Genomic DNA, 16,914 nt, shown 5'->3' with positions numbered 1-16,914 from the left:
TCAGCTCTGGCCGAGCGGGCGCAGGCGGTATTGCCGCGGCAGTTGTTCGATGCCGCTGACGGTGACGTTGAGGTTCTTCCAGCGGCCGTCCTTGATGCCGTAGATGCAGCCGTGCACCGACAGTTCCTGGCCACGGTGCCAGGCGTTCTGCACGATAGTGGTGTGGCTGACGTTGGCCACCTGCTGGATCACGTTGAGTTCGCAGAGGCGGTCGACCCGCTCCTCCTCGCTCGGCAGCTGCGCCAGGTGCTCGCGGTGCTCGTAGTATAGGTCGCGAATGGTGCGCAGCCAGCCGTCGATCAGGCCGTACTGGGCGTCCTGCATGGAGGCGCGCACACCGCCGCAACCGTAGTGGCCGGTGACCAGGATGTGTTTGACCTTGAGCACATCGACCGCGTACTGGATCACCGACAGGCAGTTGAGGTCGGTGTGCAGCACCACGTTGGCAACGTTGCGATGGACGAACAGATCGCCGGGCAACAGGCCGACGATTTCGTTGGCCGGCACCCGCGCGTCGGAGCAGCCGATCCACAGGTATTCCGGTGCCTGCTGGCGGGCCAGTTTGGCGAAGAACCCGGGGTCTTGCTGAGTGATGGACTCGGCCCACCGCGCGTTGTTGTCGAATAGCTCTTGCAGGTCGTTCATGCTTGTATCCTCTCGCCCAATGCCTCACCCCAGGTAAGGTGTCAGCGACTTTGACAACTCGCATGAGCCCTTGGGTCACAAAGACCCCAGCAGTCGGCCGAATGCACGCTAGACTCCCAGCTCGCCTCGCAGTGCCTGCAAGAGCAGAGACAGGTCGAAAGGCTTTAGAAAGAAATCCGCCACCTGCAGGCGCATGGCTTCGATGGCGTCTCCGACCCCAGCGTCAGCGGAGACCACTATCACCGGTATCTGCCCATATTCGGAATCGCGCACCTGGCGAATCAGCTCAAGCCCCTTACCGTCGCCACTGATGCGCAGATCGATGATCATCAAGCCGATGTCCATGTCTGTCCGCAGTGCATCCAGTGCCCTCTGCGGGCTGGCGGCGATGAGATAGCTGATGCGCTCCTTGCCAAGCAACTTTGCCAGTTGACCCAAGGTATTGGGGTCGTCCTCGACCAGCAGGACTTTGCTTGCGGTCTTACTCGGCATGCCCATGGCTTCAGCCAAGGCATTGAGTTCATCTAGGTCTAGAACGGCGGCGTCCGACATCCTTGCGTCCTCTGCGAAGCAGTTCACTTATCTTACTTAAGCTATGGTTCTACGCTTCAAACTAGTCGCTCTAAGTCGCCCCGGCAACTCCTGGCTGACTCGGCGCGGCCACCGGCTGGCGGCGCCTGGTCGACTTCGGACAGGCTCCAGTTGCCCCGACTATGACGCCGTACGCACCAGAGCAGCCGGTTGACCAGCCGCTGGGCCGGACGGCGCGCAAGATCGCCTCCTCGACGCTCTCCTCGCACAGCGTCTACAGCATGGCCTTAGCCGTCGCCAGCGGGTCGGCGAAGGTCAGTGGCTTGGCTTACTTAGAGGGTACAGATGAGCGGCAGCGCGCCTCTGGGGGCGACCAATGGCCCGACAGTATCCGACAGGCCAGCGGGAACACAGTGGCGGATTGGGCCACCGACACTCGCCAATCGGGTCAAGTGTGCGGCGCGCACTACCGGTACCGGTCGCGTTTCCGCCGCATTGTCCTGCGGGCAAACGACAAGCCAATCAGCCACGCCCTCGCCCCCAAGTGGCTAGCCCGGGGCGCCGCTCAGTCGATCAGGGTGCAGGCCATCACCAAGGCATCCTCGCGGCCACCCACGGCCGGATAGTAGTCGCGGCGCCGGCCGATTTCATTGAAACCGTAACGCTCGTACAGGCGATAGGCCGACTGGTTGCTGGTGCGCACTTCGAGAAAGCATTCGCCGGCCTTGAGTTCCATGGCGCGCTGCATCAAGCGTTCCAGCAACAGCAAACCAAAACCACGGCCCTGGCTCTCCGGCTTGATGGTGATGTTGAGCAGGTGCGCCTCGTCGATGATCACGTTGATCACGCCGTGGCCGACTTGCTGCTGGCCCTCGAACATCACCCAGCAGTCGTAGGATTTGAGGCTGTCGAGGAAAATGCCGCGCGTCCAGGGATGGCTGAACGCGGCGTACTCGATCTTCAGCACCGCCTCGATATCCGCCTCGCACATCGGGCGAAAAGAAATCGCATCACTCATTCAGGTTGACTCAGCAGGGAAACGTAGGCGCAGTGGCCGGAGCCAGGCAATCCAGGGAGTGTTCAAGAGCCGGCCTGCCAGCGTTGCCGCACCCGACGCATGGCCTGCCACAGCGCGGCCTTGCGCTCCGGTTCGTCCATCAGCAACTCCAGCCCCGGCAGTGCCCAGGCCGCCCCCAGGCCATCGATCTGCAACTCGCGGTTGTAGACCTCGGCATCGGCATCGCCGGCAAAACGGATGGCGGGCAAACCGACCAGCCACAGGCAGGCGCAGGGTTGCTGTTCTTCCAGGCGCGCCGCGATGAAGCTCTGCAGGTAATCCAGCGCGGCCTGCGGCCCCTGATCCATGCTGCCGCGCGCCAGCAAGGGCCAGCGTACCGGCTCGCCGACCAATTGCGGGCTGTCCGGCAGACCGGCGGCGCGCAGCAGATCCTTGAGCAGCAAATAGGCCGGATCGCGCCCCTGCAAGGGTTCGCCGGCGGGCAGTTCGACCAGCAAGGCGCAGTCGCCGGCGCGCAGCAGCTGCAGAGCGAAACGCGGCGGCGCAACCACCGGCTTGGGCGCTACGGGAGGCGTGGCCTTATCGGCGGCCTCCGCTTTGGCGTTACGGGGGACGACGCTGGGCCGCGGCACCTCGATCTTCGGCCGCTCGACGGCAGGCGTGGGCCGGCTCGGCGGCGCCTTCTCGCGCGCAAGCGGGCTGACCGGCTCGGCCGTCGCCGGCACCTCAGGTTCTGCCGGCTGCAGCAGTTGCGGGCGTGAGGGCGCGGCAAACGGCAACTCCACCCGCGGCAGCCAGCTGGCCACCTGCATGGCGCTCAGATAAGCGCGACGCCGCAGCTCTGCAATCAAACGTCAGCCACCTGCGGGTGGGCTTTCTGTCCGTCCTGCATCAGATTAAGCGCGTTGATGTAGGCCTTGGCCGACGCCACCAGGATGTCGGTATCGGCGCCGTTGCCGTTGACGATGCGCCCGTCCTTCTCCAGGCGCACCGTGACCTCGCCCTGGGAGTCGGTGCCCTGGGTGATGGCGTTGACCGAATACAGCTGCAGGTTGGCGGCGGAAACGGCAATCGCCTCGATCGCCTTGAAGGTCGCGTCGACCGGTCCGGAACCCTGGGCCTCAGCACCCTGCTCGGCGCCATCGACACTGAGCACCAGCTTGGCCTGCGGCACCTCGCCGGTCTTGCTCGCCACTTCCAGGTAGACCAGCTTGAAGCGCTCTGGGGCTTCTTCGGCCAGGGTCTCGGAAACCAGCGCCTGCAGGTCTTCGTCGAAAATCTCGTGCTTCTTGTCGGCCAGTTCCTTGAAGCGGGCGAAGGCGGCGTTCAACTCGGACTCGCCAGCCAGGGCGATGCCCAGCTCCTCCAGGCGCGAGCGAAAGGCGGCGCGCCCGGAGTGCTTGCCCAGCACCATCTTGTTGGTGTGCCAGCCGACCGACTGTGCCGACATGATTTCGTAGGTTTCGCGGTGCTTGAGCACGCCGTCCTGGTGGATCCCCGACTCGTGGGCGAAGGCGTTGGCGCCGACGATGGCCTTGTTCGGCTGCACCGGGAAACCGGTGATGCCGGAGACCATGCGCGAGGTGCTGAGGATGTGCGGAGTGTCGATACGGGTGTGCACGCCGAGCAGGTCTTCGCGAGTCTTGATCGCCATGACGATCTCTTCCAGCGCGGCATTGCCGGCTCGCTCGCCGAGGCCGTTGATGGTGCACTCGACTTGGCGGGCGCCGGCCACCACGGCGGCCAGGGAGTTGGCCACGGCCAGGCCCAGGTCGTTGTGACAATGCACCGAGAACACCGCCTGGTCGGCATTCGGCACGCGGTTGAGCAACTGCCGGATGGTCTCGGCGTACTGGTGCGGGATGGCGTAGCCGACCGTATCCGGGATATTGATGGTGCGTGCGCCGGCATCGATCGCCGCTTCGATGATCCGGCAGAGGAAGTCGAGCTCCGAGCGACCGGCATCCTCGCAGGAGAACTCGACGTCGGCACACAGGTTGCGCGCGCGCTTGACCGCATGCACCGCCTGCTCGACCACCTGATCGGGCTGCATGCGCAGCTTGTACTGCATGTGGATCGGGCTGGTCGCGATAAAGGTGTGGATACGCCCGGAGTTGGCCCCCTTGAGCGCCTCCGCGGCGCGGTCGATGTCACCGTCGAGAGCCCGCGACAGGCTGCACACGGTGCTGTCCTTGATGCTGTCGGCAATCGCCTTGACGGCGGCGAAGTCACCCGGGCTGGCGATGGCGAAGCCGGCTTCGATCACGTCGACGCGCAAGCGCTCCAGCGCCTTGGCGATGCGCAGCTTTTCTTCACCGGTCATGGACGCACCGGGGCTCTGCTCGCCGTCACGCAGGGTGGTGTCGAAGATGATGACGCGGTCGTTGCTGCTCATTGAAAATTCCTCACGGCTGTCGCGGGTGTGCGCCCGACTTGGGGGCGGCGGTCATTGCGCTGATTGTCGCGTGAAACGCCGCGGGCGGGAAGCGCGACGCACGCCTGAGCACCGTCGCGGCTAAAGCCCCTCCCACGGAGCCGAAAACAAAACGCCCGCCAAAGATGGCGGGCGCGGGCTGATCGAGCGAGCTAGAGCGAGACAAGGCAAAAACAGGCGGGAAAGCGGAGTTTACTGCTGTAAATGAGCATTTCCCGCCTGTTTTTAACGCCGTACCGCCGACGCGCAGCCGATCAGAGGGCTTGATCCCAGGGGCGGTCGCCGTTGGCGTCCTTGATCCGGGTCGGCAGGCCCATCTGATCGAGCAGTTTGAGGAACGGCTTGGCCGGCAATTGCTCGACATTGGCCATGCGCGCCACGTCCCACTCGCCACGGGCGACCAACAGCGCGGCGGCGACCGGCGGCACGCCGGCGGTGTAGGAGATGCCCTGGCTGTCGGTCTCGGCATAGGCATCGGCGTGATCGGCGACGTTGTAGATAAACAACTCAACCGGCTTGCCGTCCTTGCTGCCTTTGACCAGATCGCCGATGCAGGTCTTGCCGCTGTAGCCTGGGGCCAGAGAGGCCGGATCCGGCAGCACGGCCTTGACCACTTTCAGCGGCACCACTTCGAGGCCTTCGGCGGTCTTCACCGGCTGCTCGGAGAGCAGGCCGAGGTTATTCAGCACGGTGAACACATTGATGTAGTGCTCGCCGAAACTCATCCAGAAACGCACATTGGGCACGTTCAGGTGCTTGGACAGGGAATGCACTTCGTCATGCCCGGTCAGGTACAGATTCTGCTCGCCGACCACCGGCAGGTCGTCACTGCGTTTGACTTCGAACATCTTGTTGCTGGTCCACTGGCTGTTCTGCCAGCTCCAGACTTGGCCGGTGAATTCGCGGAAATTGATTTCCGGGTCGAAATTGGTGGCGAAGTACTTGCCGTGGGAACCGGCGTTGACGTCGAGGATGTCGATCGACTCGATGCTGTCGAAGTACTGCTGTTGCGCCAAGGCGGCATAGGCATTGACCACACCCGGATCGAAACCGACGCCGAGGATGGCGGTCACGCCGTTTTCCTGGCATTCGGCCAGGTGCTTCCACTCGTAGTTAGCGTACCAAGGCGGCGTTTCGCAGACCTTGCCCGGCTCTTCGTGGATGGCGGTGTCGAGGTAGGCGGCGCCAGTCTCCATGCAGGCACGCAGCACCGACATGTTGAGAAACGACGAGCCGACATTGATGACGATCTGCGATTCGCTCTCGCGGATCAGTGCCTTGGTTGCTTCTATATCCAGCGCGTTGAGGGCATAGGCCTGGATTTCGGCCGGCTGCTTGAGGCTGCCTTTGGCCTTTACGCTGTCGATGATGGCCTGGCATTTGGAGATGTTGCGCGACGCGATGGCAATACGACCGAGTTCGTCGTTGTGCTGCGCGCACTTGTGGGCCACCACCTTGGCGACACCTCCTGCACCAATGATCAGAACATTCTTCTTCAATTTCTTTATCTCTCCTTATCTGCCGCCTACGAGAGGCTGGACAGGTAATCGTCAAAGCCAAACTCACGAACCACCTCGACGCTGCCGTCGAGTTGTTTCACCACGATGGACGGCATTTTCAGGCCGTTGAACCAGTTCTTCTTGACCATGGTGTAACCCGCTGCGTCGATAAACGACAGACGATCGCCGATGGCCAACGGACGATCGAATTGGTACTCGCCGAAGATGTCGCCGGCCAGGCAGGATTTGCCGCACACCATGTAGCTGTGCTCGCCGTCGCAGGGCTCCATCTTGGCGTCGAGCCGGTAGATCAACAGATCGAGCATGTGCGCTTCGATGGAGCTGTCGACCACGGCCAGATGCTTGCCGTTGTACAGGGTGTCGAGCACCGTGACTTCCAGGGAGGAACTCAGGGTGATCGCCGCCTCGCCGGGCTCCAGATAGACCTGCACGCCGTATTTCTCGGAGAAGGCCTTGAGCCGTGCGCAGAACTGATCGAGCGGATAGTCGTCGCCGGTAAAGTGGATGCCGCCGCCGAGGCTGACCCACTCGACCTGCTCGAGCAGATGCCCAAAGCGCTCCTCGATGGTGCTGAGCATCTGCTCGAACAGCTCGAAGCTGGCGTTCTCGCAATTGTTGTGGAACATGAAGCCGGAGATCTTATCCATTACCGTGGCGATCTTTTCCGGATCCCACTCACCCAAGCGGCTGAACGGGCGCGCCGGGTCGGCCAGCAGGTAGTCGGAGCTGCTCACCTGCGGGTTGACCCGCAGGCCGCGCACCTTGCTCGCCGAAGCGTCGGCGAAGCGCTCGAGCTGGCCGATGGAGTTGAAGATGATCTTGTCGCAGTTGACCAGCATCTCGTCGATTTCGTCGTCGGCCCAGGCCACGCTGTAGGCGTGGGTTTCGCCGGCGAACTTCTGCCGACCGAGCTTGAGCTCGTACAGCGACGACGAGGTGGTGCCGTCCATGTACTGCTCCATCAAGTCGAACACCGACCAGGTGGCGAAGCACTTGAGCGCCAGCAGCGCCTTGGCCCCGGACTGCTCACGCACATAGGCGATCTTCTGCAGATTGCCCAGCAGCTTTTGCTTGTCGATGAGGTAGTACGGCGTCTTGATCATCTGTGTGCCTATAGTGCCTATACAAGGTCAACCGGCAGGAAATCAGCAGTGCCGACCCCCTCCCCAAAAAAGTGGAGGGGAATTGTGCCGATAACCGGCGCATATCGAAAGAGCAATGGGGATATTTCGTCTGCCAACCGACCGTTGACGGCGCTTTATTGCAAGCCTGGCCAGACTGACGTTCACATCGAGCGCCCATGGCGGTTGGCGGCGGGTGCCCGCCAGGATGAACGGCAGGGATGACAACCGCATGACATCAACGCGCCATGCAGACGGCTCGATTGCCGGCTATTGGGGGGCGATTCAGTCCTGGCGAAACAGCCCGAGCAGGTGCCTGGCAATCGCGTCCTTGATTGCATTGATGTTCGGCGGCGCGCAGTGCGTCAGTTGAGCCAGGTTGATGCGGTGCAGGTGCAACGACGGCATGCGCGCCTCGAATCCGCGCAAATCCTCCTTGATCAACACCGGCAGGAAACACTCGCCCTTGGCCCGATAGCGTTGGATCACCAGTCGCAGCCCCTCCTGAAACGGCAGCTCCTTGGACGCCACCAGGCGGTTCTCGCTGGGAATTTTCAAGTAGAGGCCCGCATGGCCGATGGCTTCGCCCGGCAGAAGATGGATACCGGTGGGCTCTACCGCACGGATCGGGATGTCATGGAAGGTCTCGCTCCAGCTCCGTTCGACCGGGAGGATGGTGATATCGCCATGATCACTCTGCGGCACCACGAAGCTGTAGTGGCTGTAGAGCTTCTGCGCATAGCCCGAGTAGACACACAGGCGGTTCTCGAAACATTGCAAGAAGGCCATCGCCTCACGCCTATCGGTGATGGCGTCGAGATCCCGGACCAGGTCGCGCTGATCCTGCAACTCGCGCCAACAGGCATCGGCATAGGCGGTGACAACGAAAGACATAGGCTCGATTCCTGCGACGGTTTAATTCTCTATCGCAGAAAACATGCCAGCGAATTCAGTCACTTGGACAGGGCTTCCGGCGCCGGCCAGCGCTCCGACGCCGGCCGCAGCGGGCGCAAACTGCCGCATTGCGTCACCTGCGCGAACAAAGCGCCTCCGATCGCTTCAGGCTCAATCGACTGCCAGTCGATGCAGTACAATCGGCGCTTTTCCCAGATTGAGCGACTGGCCTTGCGATGATCGATCCCAAGCGCGTATTGCGCGCCCTTGCCGAACACTGGACGTTGCTCGAACCGCTCTGCGAGCGCTTCGATAGCGGCACCCTGAGCCTGATCGAGCTGCGCAAACAGCTGACGCTGCAGTTGCCGGAGAGTACGCCGGTGGACATTACCGCCCTGCTCGACCAGTGGATCCGCCTGGATATCCTGGTGCCGGTGGCCAAGAGTCCCAACCGCTTCGAGCTGAATGCGCAGATCCACGATTTTCTCGCCTACCTGCGCCGCGAACATCGCCTGGGCTTGTGTCTGGAGATCGAGGCCTACCTGCGCCACCTCGAACGCCTGGCCGGCTATATCAAGGACGCCTTCGAGGTGCGCGACGCCGCCGACCTGGCGCGCCAACTGCGTCTGCTCGACATGCGCGTGCGCGACGTGCTGAAGAAACTGGCCAACGACGAACAGGCGCTGGTGGCGGTCGCCGAGCGGGCCAAGACCAGCGACCGGCAGATCCCCCTGCGCCAGCGCTACGCCGAGGTGCTGGCGACCTGGGACGAATACGTCGAGCCGATGATCCAACTGGTGGCCGCCGACGGCGCCTTCGAGCAGGGCGTCTATCGCGTCGAGCATGTGCTGCTGCGCCTGCTCGGCGAACAGCAGCGCCTCGGCCAACTGGTCGACGACGACCTGTTGCTGCGCACCCACGCGCGCATCCTGGAGATGCAGACCACCGCCCAGCTGACCCTGCGCCGTGCCCGCGAACTGCTGCTGCCGCTGCGCGAGGAGGCGCGCCGGCACAACGCGGTGACCCGTGGCGCGGCCCTGGCCCTGGCCGCCATTCGCCGTAAGGGCCTGGACGCGGTGCCGCAGGCGGCGCTGCCGCTGTTCAGTCGGCCGCAGAGCACCTTTCTCGGCAGCGCCTCCCAGGTCGAGGCCTATGTCTACGCCCTGGCCCGCTTCGAACCCAAGCCGGCGCAGTTCCCCAAGGCCAATACTGCGCGCAAGGGCCAAACACCCCGCGCGCCACGCACCGCCCGCGAGATGATCGAACGCTGCGAGCAGGCCCTGCCGCTGCCGGATCTGATGACCTGGCTGCTGCAGCAGGAACCCGAGGGGGCCACCGACGAATTGCTGTATTGGTTCTCGCGCCTGTCGCGCGATGGCCGCTTCCAGCGCGAACGCCTGGAGCGTCGCGATTACTTGACCGCCGAGCATCAGCTCAGCCTGAGCTCCTTTGCCTTGATCAAGCCGGCCGGAACTACCGCCCTATGAATATCGACCTGAAAGAACTGACCCAACTGGCACCGATCTTCCGCGAGCTGTTCAAGGGCTATCACGTCAGCCGCCGCGACCCGGAGCTGTACAGCCAGCTGTCCAATCTGCAGGATCAGTACCGTGCGCTGTTCAAGGCGCTCGGTTATGAGCTGGTGTGCGACAGCCGTGGCTTCTACTATTTCGTCCCCGAGCAGATGGGCACCCAGGTCAACAAGACCGCCCAGCGCCTGGCGCTGTTCACCTTCATCCTGGTGGAACACCTCGCCGACCAGGGCCGCGACCCGTTGGCCGTGCTCGACGGCGGCAGCCTCGGCCGCGACGAGCTGCCGGCGCTGCTCGACAAGTACCGCGACCTGTTCCTGCAGGCCGAGGTCACCAGCGTTGAGGAGCTGGAAGAAAAAGTCATGCGCCGCTTGAACCAACTGGGTTTTGCCGGTGAAGAAAACGGCATCTACCGCTTCCTCGCCCCGATGCACCGCTTCCTCGATGTCTGCCTGAGCGTACAGCAGGATCGCGACCTGGCCGCCACCTTGCACAGCGCCCTGCCGTTACCGGCCCCGCTGCTGCTGGACGATGAGCCAGAGGACGCCATCATCAGCCTCGCCGAGGACGAGTCGGAAGAAGCTGCCCTGGCCCGTGCCATGGCCGCCGAACGCGCCGTACAGGAGATAGACGCATGAGCCAGGAACGCTACGGCATCCGCCGCTTCGCCCTGTTGAACACCGCCGGCTACAGCCTCGGCCTGTTTCCGCTGGAGAACCCGCTGTCGGTGTACGGCGCCAACAACCTGGGCAAGTCCGCCTCGATCAACGCCCTGCAGTTCCCGATTCTGGCACGCATGTCGGACATGAGCTTCGGCAAGTACAGCCTGGAGCAGTCGCGCAAGTTCTACTTCGCCAGCGACACCAGCTACATCCTGGTGGAAGTCGCCCTGCCCCACGGCTCCCACGTGATCGGCGTGGCCGGGCGCGGCCCGGGCGGCGGTTTCGGTCACCAGTTCTTCGCCTACCAGGGCGAGCTGAACCTGGCCCACTACCAGAAGGACGGTACCTGCCTGCGTCAGCGCGAGTTGTTCAACGCCCTGGAGCGCGAAGGCATCAAGGCCTACGAGCTCAAACCCGAAGAACTGCGCCGCCTGCTGGTCGGCGGGCACACCTCGGTGCCGCTGGATCTGACCCTGATTCCGCTGCGCTCCACCAGCGAGCAGAGCCTGAAAACCTTCCGCGCACTGTTTATCAACCTGCTGCATATGCGCGAAATCACCGCGGCCAAGCTCAAGCAGCTGTTCCTCGACGCCTTCGAACACAGCCTGCGCTCGGGCAGCGTCGACTATATCGCCGCCACCGAAGAAGCCTTTCGCGACGTGCGCCGCATGGAGCAGGACTACCAGGCGCTGGTCAGCGCCGGCCCCTTGATCGAAGCCCTGGCCGCCGGCGTGGCCCAGCGCGAACAGCTGCGCGGCAAGCTGCATCGCCTCTCGCCGCTGCTCGATACCCTGCTCGGCACCTGGCAGGACTATGCCAGCGCGCGCAAAGAAGAGTTGCTGATCCAGGTCGAGCACTATCGCAATGAGCAGGACGGCCTGCAGCACGAACAGCGCGGCGGCACCCAGGAGCTGATGCGTATGGAGCGTGAAATCAGCGAACTCCAACGCTGGCTCGGTGAGCTCTCGGTACTGAAAAACCGCTTCGCCCTGGTCAGCGACGTGCAGGTACTGGAAGCCCAACTACTCGCCGCCAAGGACGCCCACGACGAGCTGGCCGGCGCCCTGGCGCAATCCCGCCAGTTCTCCAGCGAGGATCTCGACGAGCGCCTGCGCGATCTGGAAAAGCGCCTCAAATCGGTCAAGCAACAGCTCGAGCATGCCGACAACAACAGTTACGCCAGGCTGCGCGAGGAATTTTCCCAACAAGACGTCGACCGCCTGATGCGCCTGTTCAACGGCCAGCTGTTCAGCCTGCCGCTGGGCGAAAAAGGCATTCAACTGGACAACGACGACGCCTGGGTAAAAACCCTGGAAGCCGTGCTGGATAGCTTTAAGGGCGAGCGTTTCGAAGTCCCCGGTCTGTCCATCGACCTCAGTCATATCGAGCCGCCGGCTCTGCAAGCCCTGGCCGACCGCGCCGCCCTGCGCGACCAGAAAGACCGCCTCGACCGCGAATACAAACAGCTCAAGACGCAACAGGCGGTGGCCGTCGACCGCGCGGCGAGCAAAGCCCAGGCCGAGCAGCTGTACCAGGCCGTACTGGATGCGCAGAAAGCCCTGGAAGATTTCCGCCGCCGCCAGACCCTGGCGGTGGAAGAAGACAGCAAACTGGAACAACTGGCGCAACTGGAAGCCGCCCAGGATGAACTCAAGCGCAGCAGCGACGCCTTTACCGAGCGGGTGCAGCAACTGTCCGCCAAGCTGCAACTAATCGGCCGCCAACTGGCCGACCTGGAGGCCAAGCAGCGTACCCTGGAAGACGCCCTGCGCCGTCGCCAACTGCTGCCGAGCAATCTACCCTTCGGCGCGCCCTTTACCGACCCGCTGGACGACTCGCTGGACAACCTGCTGCCGCTGCTGGGCGACTACCAGGACGCCTGGCAGGGTCTGCAGCGGATCGACGGGCAGATCGAGGCGCTCTACGCCCAGGTGCGCCTGAAAGGCGTGGCCAAGTTCGACAGCGAGGACGACGTCGAACGCCGCCTGCAACTGCTGGTCAACGCCTACGCCCATCGCCAGGACGAAGCCCTGACCCTGACCAAGGCCCGTCGCGCCGCGGTCACCGATATCGCCCGCACCCTGCGCAATATCCGCAGCGACTACGACAATCTGGAACACCAGTTGGCGCTGTTCAACCGCGAGATCAACAAGCGTCAGGTCTCCAACCTGGAAAGCTTCCGCATCGTTCTGGCGCCGAACAAGGAGGCGCTCAAGCATATCGACCAGATCATCCACAGCGCCGGCCAGTACGAGCAAGGCGAGACCCTGTCGGTGTTCGACCTGCAGCAGAGCAGCGATCAGGACAGCAGGAACGAGGAGGCCAAGGAATACCTGGCGCGCCTGGTGGCGGCCAACCACAACCAGCTGGGCTTGAAGGATCTGTTCGAGCTGGCTTTCGAGATCACCAAGGTGCACGGCCAGCCGGTGATCCACACCGACATCGATGGCGCAGCAAGCAACGGCACCACCATGACCATCAAGGCGCTGACCAACATGTACCTGTTGCTGCACCTGATGGATCGCGATCAGGCCGGGCGCATCCGCCTGCCCTACTACCTGGACGAGGCCGCGGATATCGACGAGAAAAACCAGCAGGCGCTGATCGAAACCAGCCTGCAACTGGGTTTCGTGCCGATTCTGGCCTCGGTCAAGCCGCAGGTCTCCGCCCATGTGGCCATCGACCTGGAAGGCGGCAGCGGGCCGAGCGGTATCTATATCGATGAGGCCGACTGGAAGTTCATCAAGCCTCGCGAGACGGCCAAGGCCCAGGTGCAGGATGAGGCGGCAAGCGCCGAACTGGCCTGATTCCGGTGGGGATAAGGGCCGCACTTGCGGCCCTGGAACTGGTTAGTGCGGCAAGGCGATCTTCGGCGCCCAGCGCAACCACTCGTCCTGCGGCTCGTCGAACAAGGCGAAGGTCTGCCCCGGCTTGGCCTGCATGCCCATGTCCGCCAACTCCGGAGTAGCGAAGGCGACGCCGCCCGCGATGATGGTTTCCAGGGATTCTGTACGCACCTTCACCCCCTTGAACAGACCGGCCTCGACGCCGACGCCGGAGCTGTTCCAGAAGCGGCTGCCGGTGTGCACCAGGCCGGCATAGCGCGGCTCGATCAGCACATGGATCAGCACCCGATCCGCACTCGGCCCGAGCTCGTAACCGGTCACCTTGCCCACTTGCACCTCGCGATAGCCCACCGGCGCGCCGGCTTTCAGCGAGTTGCGCCGCGCCGCGCTAAGCACCAGGCGCAGCCCGGGCTCGCTTGCCGCCAGATTCGGCGGCTCGGCCAACGCGGTGAAAACAGTCTGCCGCCCCCCCGGCTTGCTCGCCGGCAGCACTTCCAGGAACTGGCCGCTGACCAAGGTTTCCAGGTTGGCCGCCCGGGTCAGGCTCAACTCCGGTTTGACCACCCAGAACTGCGTACCGGCACGGACGATCTGCTCCGCGGCCTGGGTGATCCGCGCATGCACGATGACGCTCTGCAGATCCTCGCTCAGCCCGATACTTTCGATCTTGCCGACATCCAGATCCCTGTAGCGGATCGCCGTCCCCGGACTCAGGCCATCGCCCCGTGGCAACTGGATGCTGATCGCCTGTCCGATTTGCAGGGCGTTTTCGCGGTTCTCATGGAGATTGAAGCGTTGCACCCGCCTGGCCGTGACTGGCGCCTCCAGGTCGCTGGTTTCGAAGGCGATACCGCCGGCCAACAGGGTTTGCAGCGACTCGCTCTTCACCTCGACCCCGGACAAGCTGCCACGCAAGGTGATGCCACTGGCATTCCAGAAGCGTGTGCTGCTGTTCACCAAATGGGCGTACTCCAGCTCGATGTGCGCGCCGAACACCACCTGCTGGTTGTCGCGCGACAGCTGGACACTTTGTACCGAACCGACTTTCAGCTGTCGGTAGAGAATCGGACTGCCGACCTCCAACGAACCGCGGTTGTCGCTGAACAGCACCAGATGCAGGCCTGGCGCTCCCAGATTCAGGGGCGGCGCCTTGGGCCGCGCCGTGAACTCACGCTTGGCCGCACCGCCTCTTTCACCAGGGCGAACGGCGATGTAATTGCCTTTGACCAGGGCCTCCAGACCGGTGATGCCGGCCAGCGAGATCGAGGGCTTGACCACCCAGAACTCGGTGCCCTCGACCAGATAGTCCTCCGTGCGTGGATCCATGTTCAGCTCGGCGCTGGCTCCGCTGAGATCCTCGTTGACCTTCAGCGTTTTCAAGGTGCCGGTCTGGATGCCGTTGTACAGCACCGGAGTACGGCCCGGCTGCAACCCCTCGAAATCGCTCAATTTGACCAGCAGTTTGATACCGGCCTGAGCCGCATCGAAATCTTCATACAGGCGAAAGGCAATGCTCGGATCGGTTGGCGGACTGTCTGCACGATGCTCCGGGGTAGCGAAGGCGATGCCGCCTGCGACTATGCTGGCCAACGACTCGCTACGCAGCTTGACGCCCGACAGATTGGCATCGACGCTGATGCCGCTGGCATTCCAGAAACGCGTGTGTTTGCGCACCAAATTGGCATAGGCCGGCTCAATGAACACCTTCACTTCGACCGTGCTCTGGTTCTCCGCCAGTGCATAGCTTTTCACCCGGCCCACCTGGATCTGCTTGTAGAACACCGGACTGTCGCGCTCCAGTGAGCCTAGGCGCTCGGCTTTCAGGGTCAGATGCAGGCCTGGTTGATCATCCGACAACGGCGGCGGTTCGGACAGCGCCTTGAACAGCAGGGTCGGCTCGCCAGCGCCGGGGCTGACTGCGATGTAGTTGCCCGACACCAAGGTCTCCAAGCCGGTGATCCCGCCTAGGCTCACGCGCGGCTTGACCAGCCAAAAGCGTGCCTGGTCGCGCAGATGCGGTTTCACCTCTTGCCGCATTTCGATAGTGGCGATTACACCGCGCTTCTCGCCGCTGTCATCCAGGGCCAGCGCAATCACCTTGCCGATGGGCATCCCCTTGTAGATCACCTCGGTTTTACCCGCCTGAATGCCTGCGCCACTGTCGAAGATCACCTGGATCTCGATGCCGGCCTGGCTGTAGGCACGCCAACCCAGCCAGCCACCGATCAACAAGGCGAGGATGGGCAAGACCCAGATAGCCGACCAGTTGGAGGCCGGGCGAATTTTAGCCAGTGGCAGATCACTCATGGTCGTCATCCAACTTCGTGTTATCCCAGATCAAACGAGGGTCAAAGGTTAAAGCAGCGAGCATGGTCAGAATCACCACACTGGCGAATGCCGCGGCGCCCATGCCCGGCTCGATACTCGCCAGGCTGCCGAAATTGACGACCGCCACCAATATGGCGATGACGAAGATATCCAGCATCGACCAGCGTCCGATCCATTCGATAAAGCGAAACATAATGAGGCGCTGGCGCGCCGACATGGATTGATGCCGCTGTACCGAATAGAGCAGCAGCGTGATGCCGACCAGCTTGAAAGTCGGCACCAAGATGCTGGCGACGAACACCACCGCGGCGATTGGCAGCATGCCGTAGTTCACCAACTCCACCACGCCGGACATGATGGTGTCCGACTGTCCCTTGCCCAATGAATTGACAGTCATGATCGGCAGCAAATTGGCCGGGATGTAGAGGATAGCCGCCGTCAGCAGCAGCGCCCAGGTACGCGTCAGGCTGTTAGGCCGGCGCGCGTGCAACAGGCCGCCGCAGCGCGAGCAGAACTGTTTGCCGGCGGAGGCGTCCTGCCGGCTCAGTTGGTGGCACTCATGACAGACCAGCAGCCCCGCATCAATCGCCCGCATGCACGTCCTCCCCCGCCAAGGCTTCCCAGATCTGATGGGGCGACATAGTCACCTCGAGCCAGACCTGAACCAGCAGCAGTGCAATAAAACAGAATAGTCCCAGGCCGAGGCTGATATCCGCCAGATCGACCAGCTTGACGATGGCCACCAAGATGCCCATCAGGTAGACCTCGAGCATGCCCCACTCACGCAAGTGGTGATAAATCCGGTAGAGCAGCAGGCCATAGCTGCGGCCGAAATCCAGACGGATACTCAGCAACACGGCGAGCTGGCAGAGTAACTTGAGCAATGGAATGGCCATACTGCAGAGAAACACCACCGCAGCGACCCCCTGCATGCCACTGTCATACAGACCGAGTACGCTGCTCCACAGCGTATCCTCGCTGGTCTGCCCCAACAAATTAAGCTGCATGATCGGCAAAAAGTTGGCCGGCACGTAGAGCAGCAGCGCGGCCAGCACCAAGGCCAGGCTGCGGCGCGTCACTTGATGCCGGTGGGTGTACAGCTCATAACCACAACGTGGGCATTCGACACGCTCGCCATTTTCGATCTGCGGTTTGCGCATCAGCAAATCGCACTCGTGACAGGCAATTAATCGCTCAACAGGAAGCTCAGACAAGAACCGAGACTCGACCGAATCAGGCATAAACGGACTCTCTGAAAGATGAGTCTATTCTAGACGAGCAGCACACCGAAGCACGGAAACATGTGCGGCGTGCTGCTTCTGCCGTCCATTTCTAACGCGTGGTTTTAGAGCCTTTTAAAACGCGCAAAGACAAACCCCCCAT

Annotated in this window: 14 protein-coding genes; 3 read left to right on the top strand and 11 right to left on the bottom strand. The window is 62.9% G+C overall.

What is annotated here, in order from left to right:
- From can to P8H27_RS15640, 8 genes are all read right to left on the bottom strand, one after another.
- Positions 1–645, bottom strand: coding sequence for a carbonate dehydratase (gene can, locus P8H27_RS15675; RefSeq protein ID WP_289638544.1), 645 nt, complete (start codon positions 643–645; stop codon positions 1–3).
- Between the two features lie 108 nt (positions 646–753).
- On the bottom strand, positions 754–1,197 hold the full coding sequence (locus tag P8H27_RS15670; RefSeq protein ID WP_289638543.1) for a response regulator: 444 nt from the start codon (positions 1,195–1,197) through the stop codon (positions 754–756).
- A gap of 544 nt (positions 1,198–1,741) precedes the next feature.
- A complete protein-coding gene (gene rimI, locus P8H27_RS15665) occupies positions 1,742–2,194 on the bottom strand; it encodes a ribosomal protein S18-alanine N-acetyltransferase (protein WP_289638542.1) in 453 nt (150 codons plus the stop codon).
- Positions 2,195–2,256: 62 nt separating this feature from the next.
- Positions 2,257–3,045, bottom strand: a complete 789-nt coding sequence (locus tag P8H27_RS15660; protein ID WP_289638541.1) for an energy transducer TonB — start codon at positions 3,043–3,045, stop codon at positions 2,257–2,259.
- A complete protein-coding gene (locus P8H27_RS15655) occupies positions 3,042–4,589 on the bottom strand; it encodes a 2-isopropylmalate synthase (protein ID WP_289638540.1) in 1,548 nt (515 codons plus the stop codon). Before P8H27_RS15655 ends, P8H27_RS15660 begins: the two co-directional genes overlap by 4 nt.
- Before the next feature lie 293 nt (positions 4,590–4,882).
- The gene (locus P8H27_RS15650) at positions 4,883–6,127 is read right to left on the bottom strand and encodes a saccharopine dehydrogenase family protein (protein ID WP_289638539.1); all 1,245 of its coding nucleotides are present in this window, start codon (positions 6,125–6,127) and stop codon (positions 4,883–4,885) included.
- 26 nt (positions 6,128–6,153) lie between these two features.
- Entirely contained in the window at positions 6,154–7,251 is a 1,098-nt protein-coding gene (locus tag P8H27_RS15645; RefSeq protein WP_289638538.1) for a carboxynorspermidine decarboxylase, read from the bottom strand.
- Positions 7,252–7,554: 303 nt separating this feature from the next.
- The gene (locus P8H27_RS15640; RefSeq protein ID WP_289638537.1) at positions 7,555–8,163 is read right to left on the bottom strand and encodes a hypothetical protein; all 609 of its coding nucleotides are present in this window, start codon (positions 8,161–8,163) and stop codon (positions 7,555–7,557) included.
- Between the two features lie 236 nt (positions 8,164–8,399).
- Between P8H27_RS15640 and mksB the strand changes: the two genes are divergently transcribed.
- Genes mksB through mksF form a run of 3 tightly spaced genes read left to right on the top strand, consistent with a single transcriptional unit; the run spans position 8,400 to position 13,164 of the window.
- Positions 8,400–9,650: an Mks condensin complex protein MksB gene (gene mksB, locus P8H27_RS15635; RefSeq protein ID WP_289638536.1), complete on the top strand. Its 1,251-nt coding sequence runs from the start codon at positions 8,400–8,402 to the stop codon at positions 9,648–9,650.
- Complete coding sequence (gene mksE, locus P8H27_RS15630; RefSeq protein ID WP_289638535.1) at positions 9,647–10,333, top strand: Mks condensin complex protein MksE; 687 nt, start codon at positions 9,647–9,649, stop codon at positions 10,331–10,333. The genes mksB and mksE overlap by 4 nt, the downstream gene beginning before the upstream one ends.
- The gene (gene mksF, locus P8H27_RS15625) at positions 10,330–13,164 is read left to right on the top strand and encodes an Mks condensin complex protein MksF (protein WP_289638534.1); all 2,835 of its coding nucleotides are present in this window, start codon (positions 10,330–10,332) and stop codon (positions 13,162–13,164) included. The genes mksE and mksF overlap by 4 nt, the downstream gene beginning before the upstream one ends.
- A gap of 42 nt (positions 13,165–13,206) precedes the next feature.
- On the opposite strand, the gene P8H27_RS15620 is transcribed toward mksF, so the two are convergent.
- The 3 genes from P8H27_RS15620 to P8H27_RS15610 are packed head-to-tail and all read right to left on the bottom strand — an operon-like array spanning position 13,207 to position 16,772.
- Positions 13,207–15,510: a PqiB family protein gene (locus P8H27_RS15620; RefSeq protein WP_289638533.1), complete on the bottom strand. Its 2,304-nt coding sequence runs from the start codon at positions 15,508–15,510 to the stop codon at positions 13,207–13,209.
- On the bottom strand, positions 15,503–16,126 hold the full coding sequence (locus P8H27_RS15615) for a paraquat-inducible protein A (protein ID WP_289638532.1): 624 nt from the start codon (positions 16,124–16,126) through the stop codon (positions 15,503–15,505). The genes P8H27_RS15620 and P8H27_RS15615 overlap by 8 nt, the downstream gene beginning before the upstream one ends.
- Positions 16,113–16,772, bottom strand: a complete 660-nt coding sequence (locus P8H27_RS15610) for a paraquat-inducible protein A (protein WP_289638530.1) — start codon at positions 16,770–16,772, stop codon at positions 16,113–16,115. Before P8H27_RS15610 ends, P8H27_RS15615 begins: the two co-directional genes overlap by 14 nt.
- Between the last annotated feature and the right edge of the window lie 142 nt (positions 16,773–16,914).

The sequence above is a fragment of the Pseudomonas sp. sp1636 genome (assembly GCF_030376615.1).
GTDB lineage: Bacteria > Pseudomonadota > Gammaproteobacteria > Pseudomonadales > Pseudomonadaceae > Aquipseudomonas.
Note: the sequence above shows the minus strand (reverse complement) of the source record. Positions and strands in the feature narration are given on the sequence as shown.

What these genes read in the sequence shown, in the direction of transcription:
- P8H27_RS15640 (WP_289638537.1), bottom strand. Translation starts at nt 8,163, where the DNA reads ATGTCTTTCGTTGTCACCGCCTATGCCGATGCCTGTTGGCGCGAGTTG.
- P8H27_RS15645 (WP_289638538.1), bottom strand. Translation starts at nt 7,251, where the DNA reads ATGATCAAGACGCCGTACTACCTCATCGACAAGCAAAAGCTGCTGGGC.
- P8H27_RS15610 (WP_289638530.1), bottom strand. Translation starts at nt 16,772, where the DNA reads ATGCCTGATTCGGTCGAGTCTCGGTTCTTGTCTGAGCTTCCTGTTGAG.
- can (WP_289638544.1), bottom strand. Translation starts at nt 645, where the DNA reads ATGAACGACCTGCAAGAGCTATTCGACAACAACGCGCGGTGGGCCGAG.
- mksB (WP_289638536.1), top strand. Translation starts at nt 8,400, where the DNA reads ATGATCGATCCCAAGCGCGTATTGCGCGCCCTTGCCGAACACTGGACG.
- mksE (WP_289638535.1), top strand. Translation starts at nt 9,647, where the DNA reads ATGAATATCGACCTGAAAGAACTGACCCAACTGGCACCGATCTTCCGC.
- P8H27_RS15620 (WP_289638533.1), bottom strand. Translation starts at nt 15,510, where the DNA reads ATGAGTGATCTGCCACTGGCTAAAATTCGCCCGGCCTCCAACTGGTCG.
- P8H27_RS15615 (WP_289638532.1), bottom strand. Translation starts at nt 16,126, where the DNA reads ATGCGGGCGATTGATGCGGGGCTGCTGGTCTGTCATGAGTGCCACCAA.
- P8H27_RS15670 (WP_289638543.1), bottom strand. Translation starts at nt 1,197, where the DNA reads ATGTCGGACGCCGCCGTTCTAGACCTAGATGAACTCAATGCCTTGGCT.
- mksF (WP_289638534.1), top strand. Translation starts at nt 10,330, where the DNA reads ATGAGCCAGGAACGCTACGGCATCCGCCGCTTCGCCCTGTTGAACACC.
- rimI (WP_289638542.1), bottom strand. Translation starts at nt 2,194, where the DNA reads ATGAGTGATGCGATTTCTTTTCGCCCGATGTGCGAGGCGGATATCGAG.
- P8H27_RS15655 (WP_289638540.1), bottom strand. Translation starts at nt 4,589, where the DNA reads ATGAGCAGCAACGACCGCGTCATCATCTTCGACACCACCCTGCGTGAC.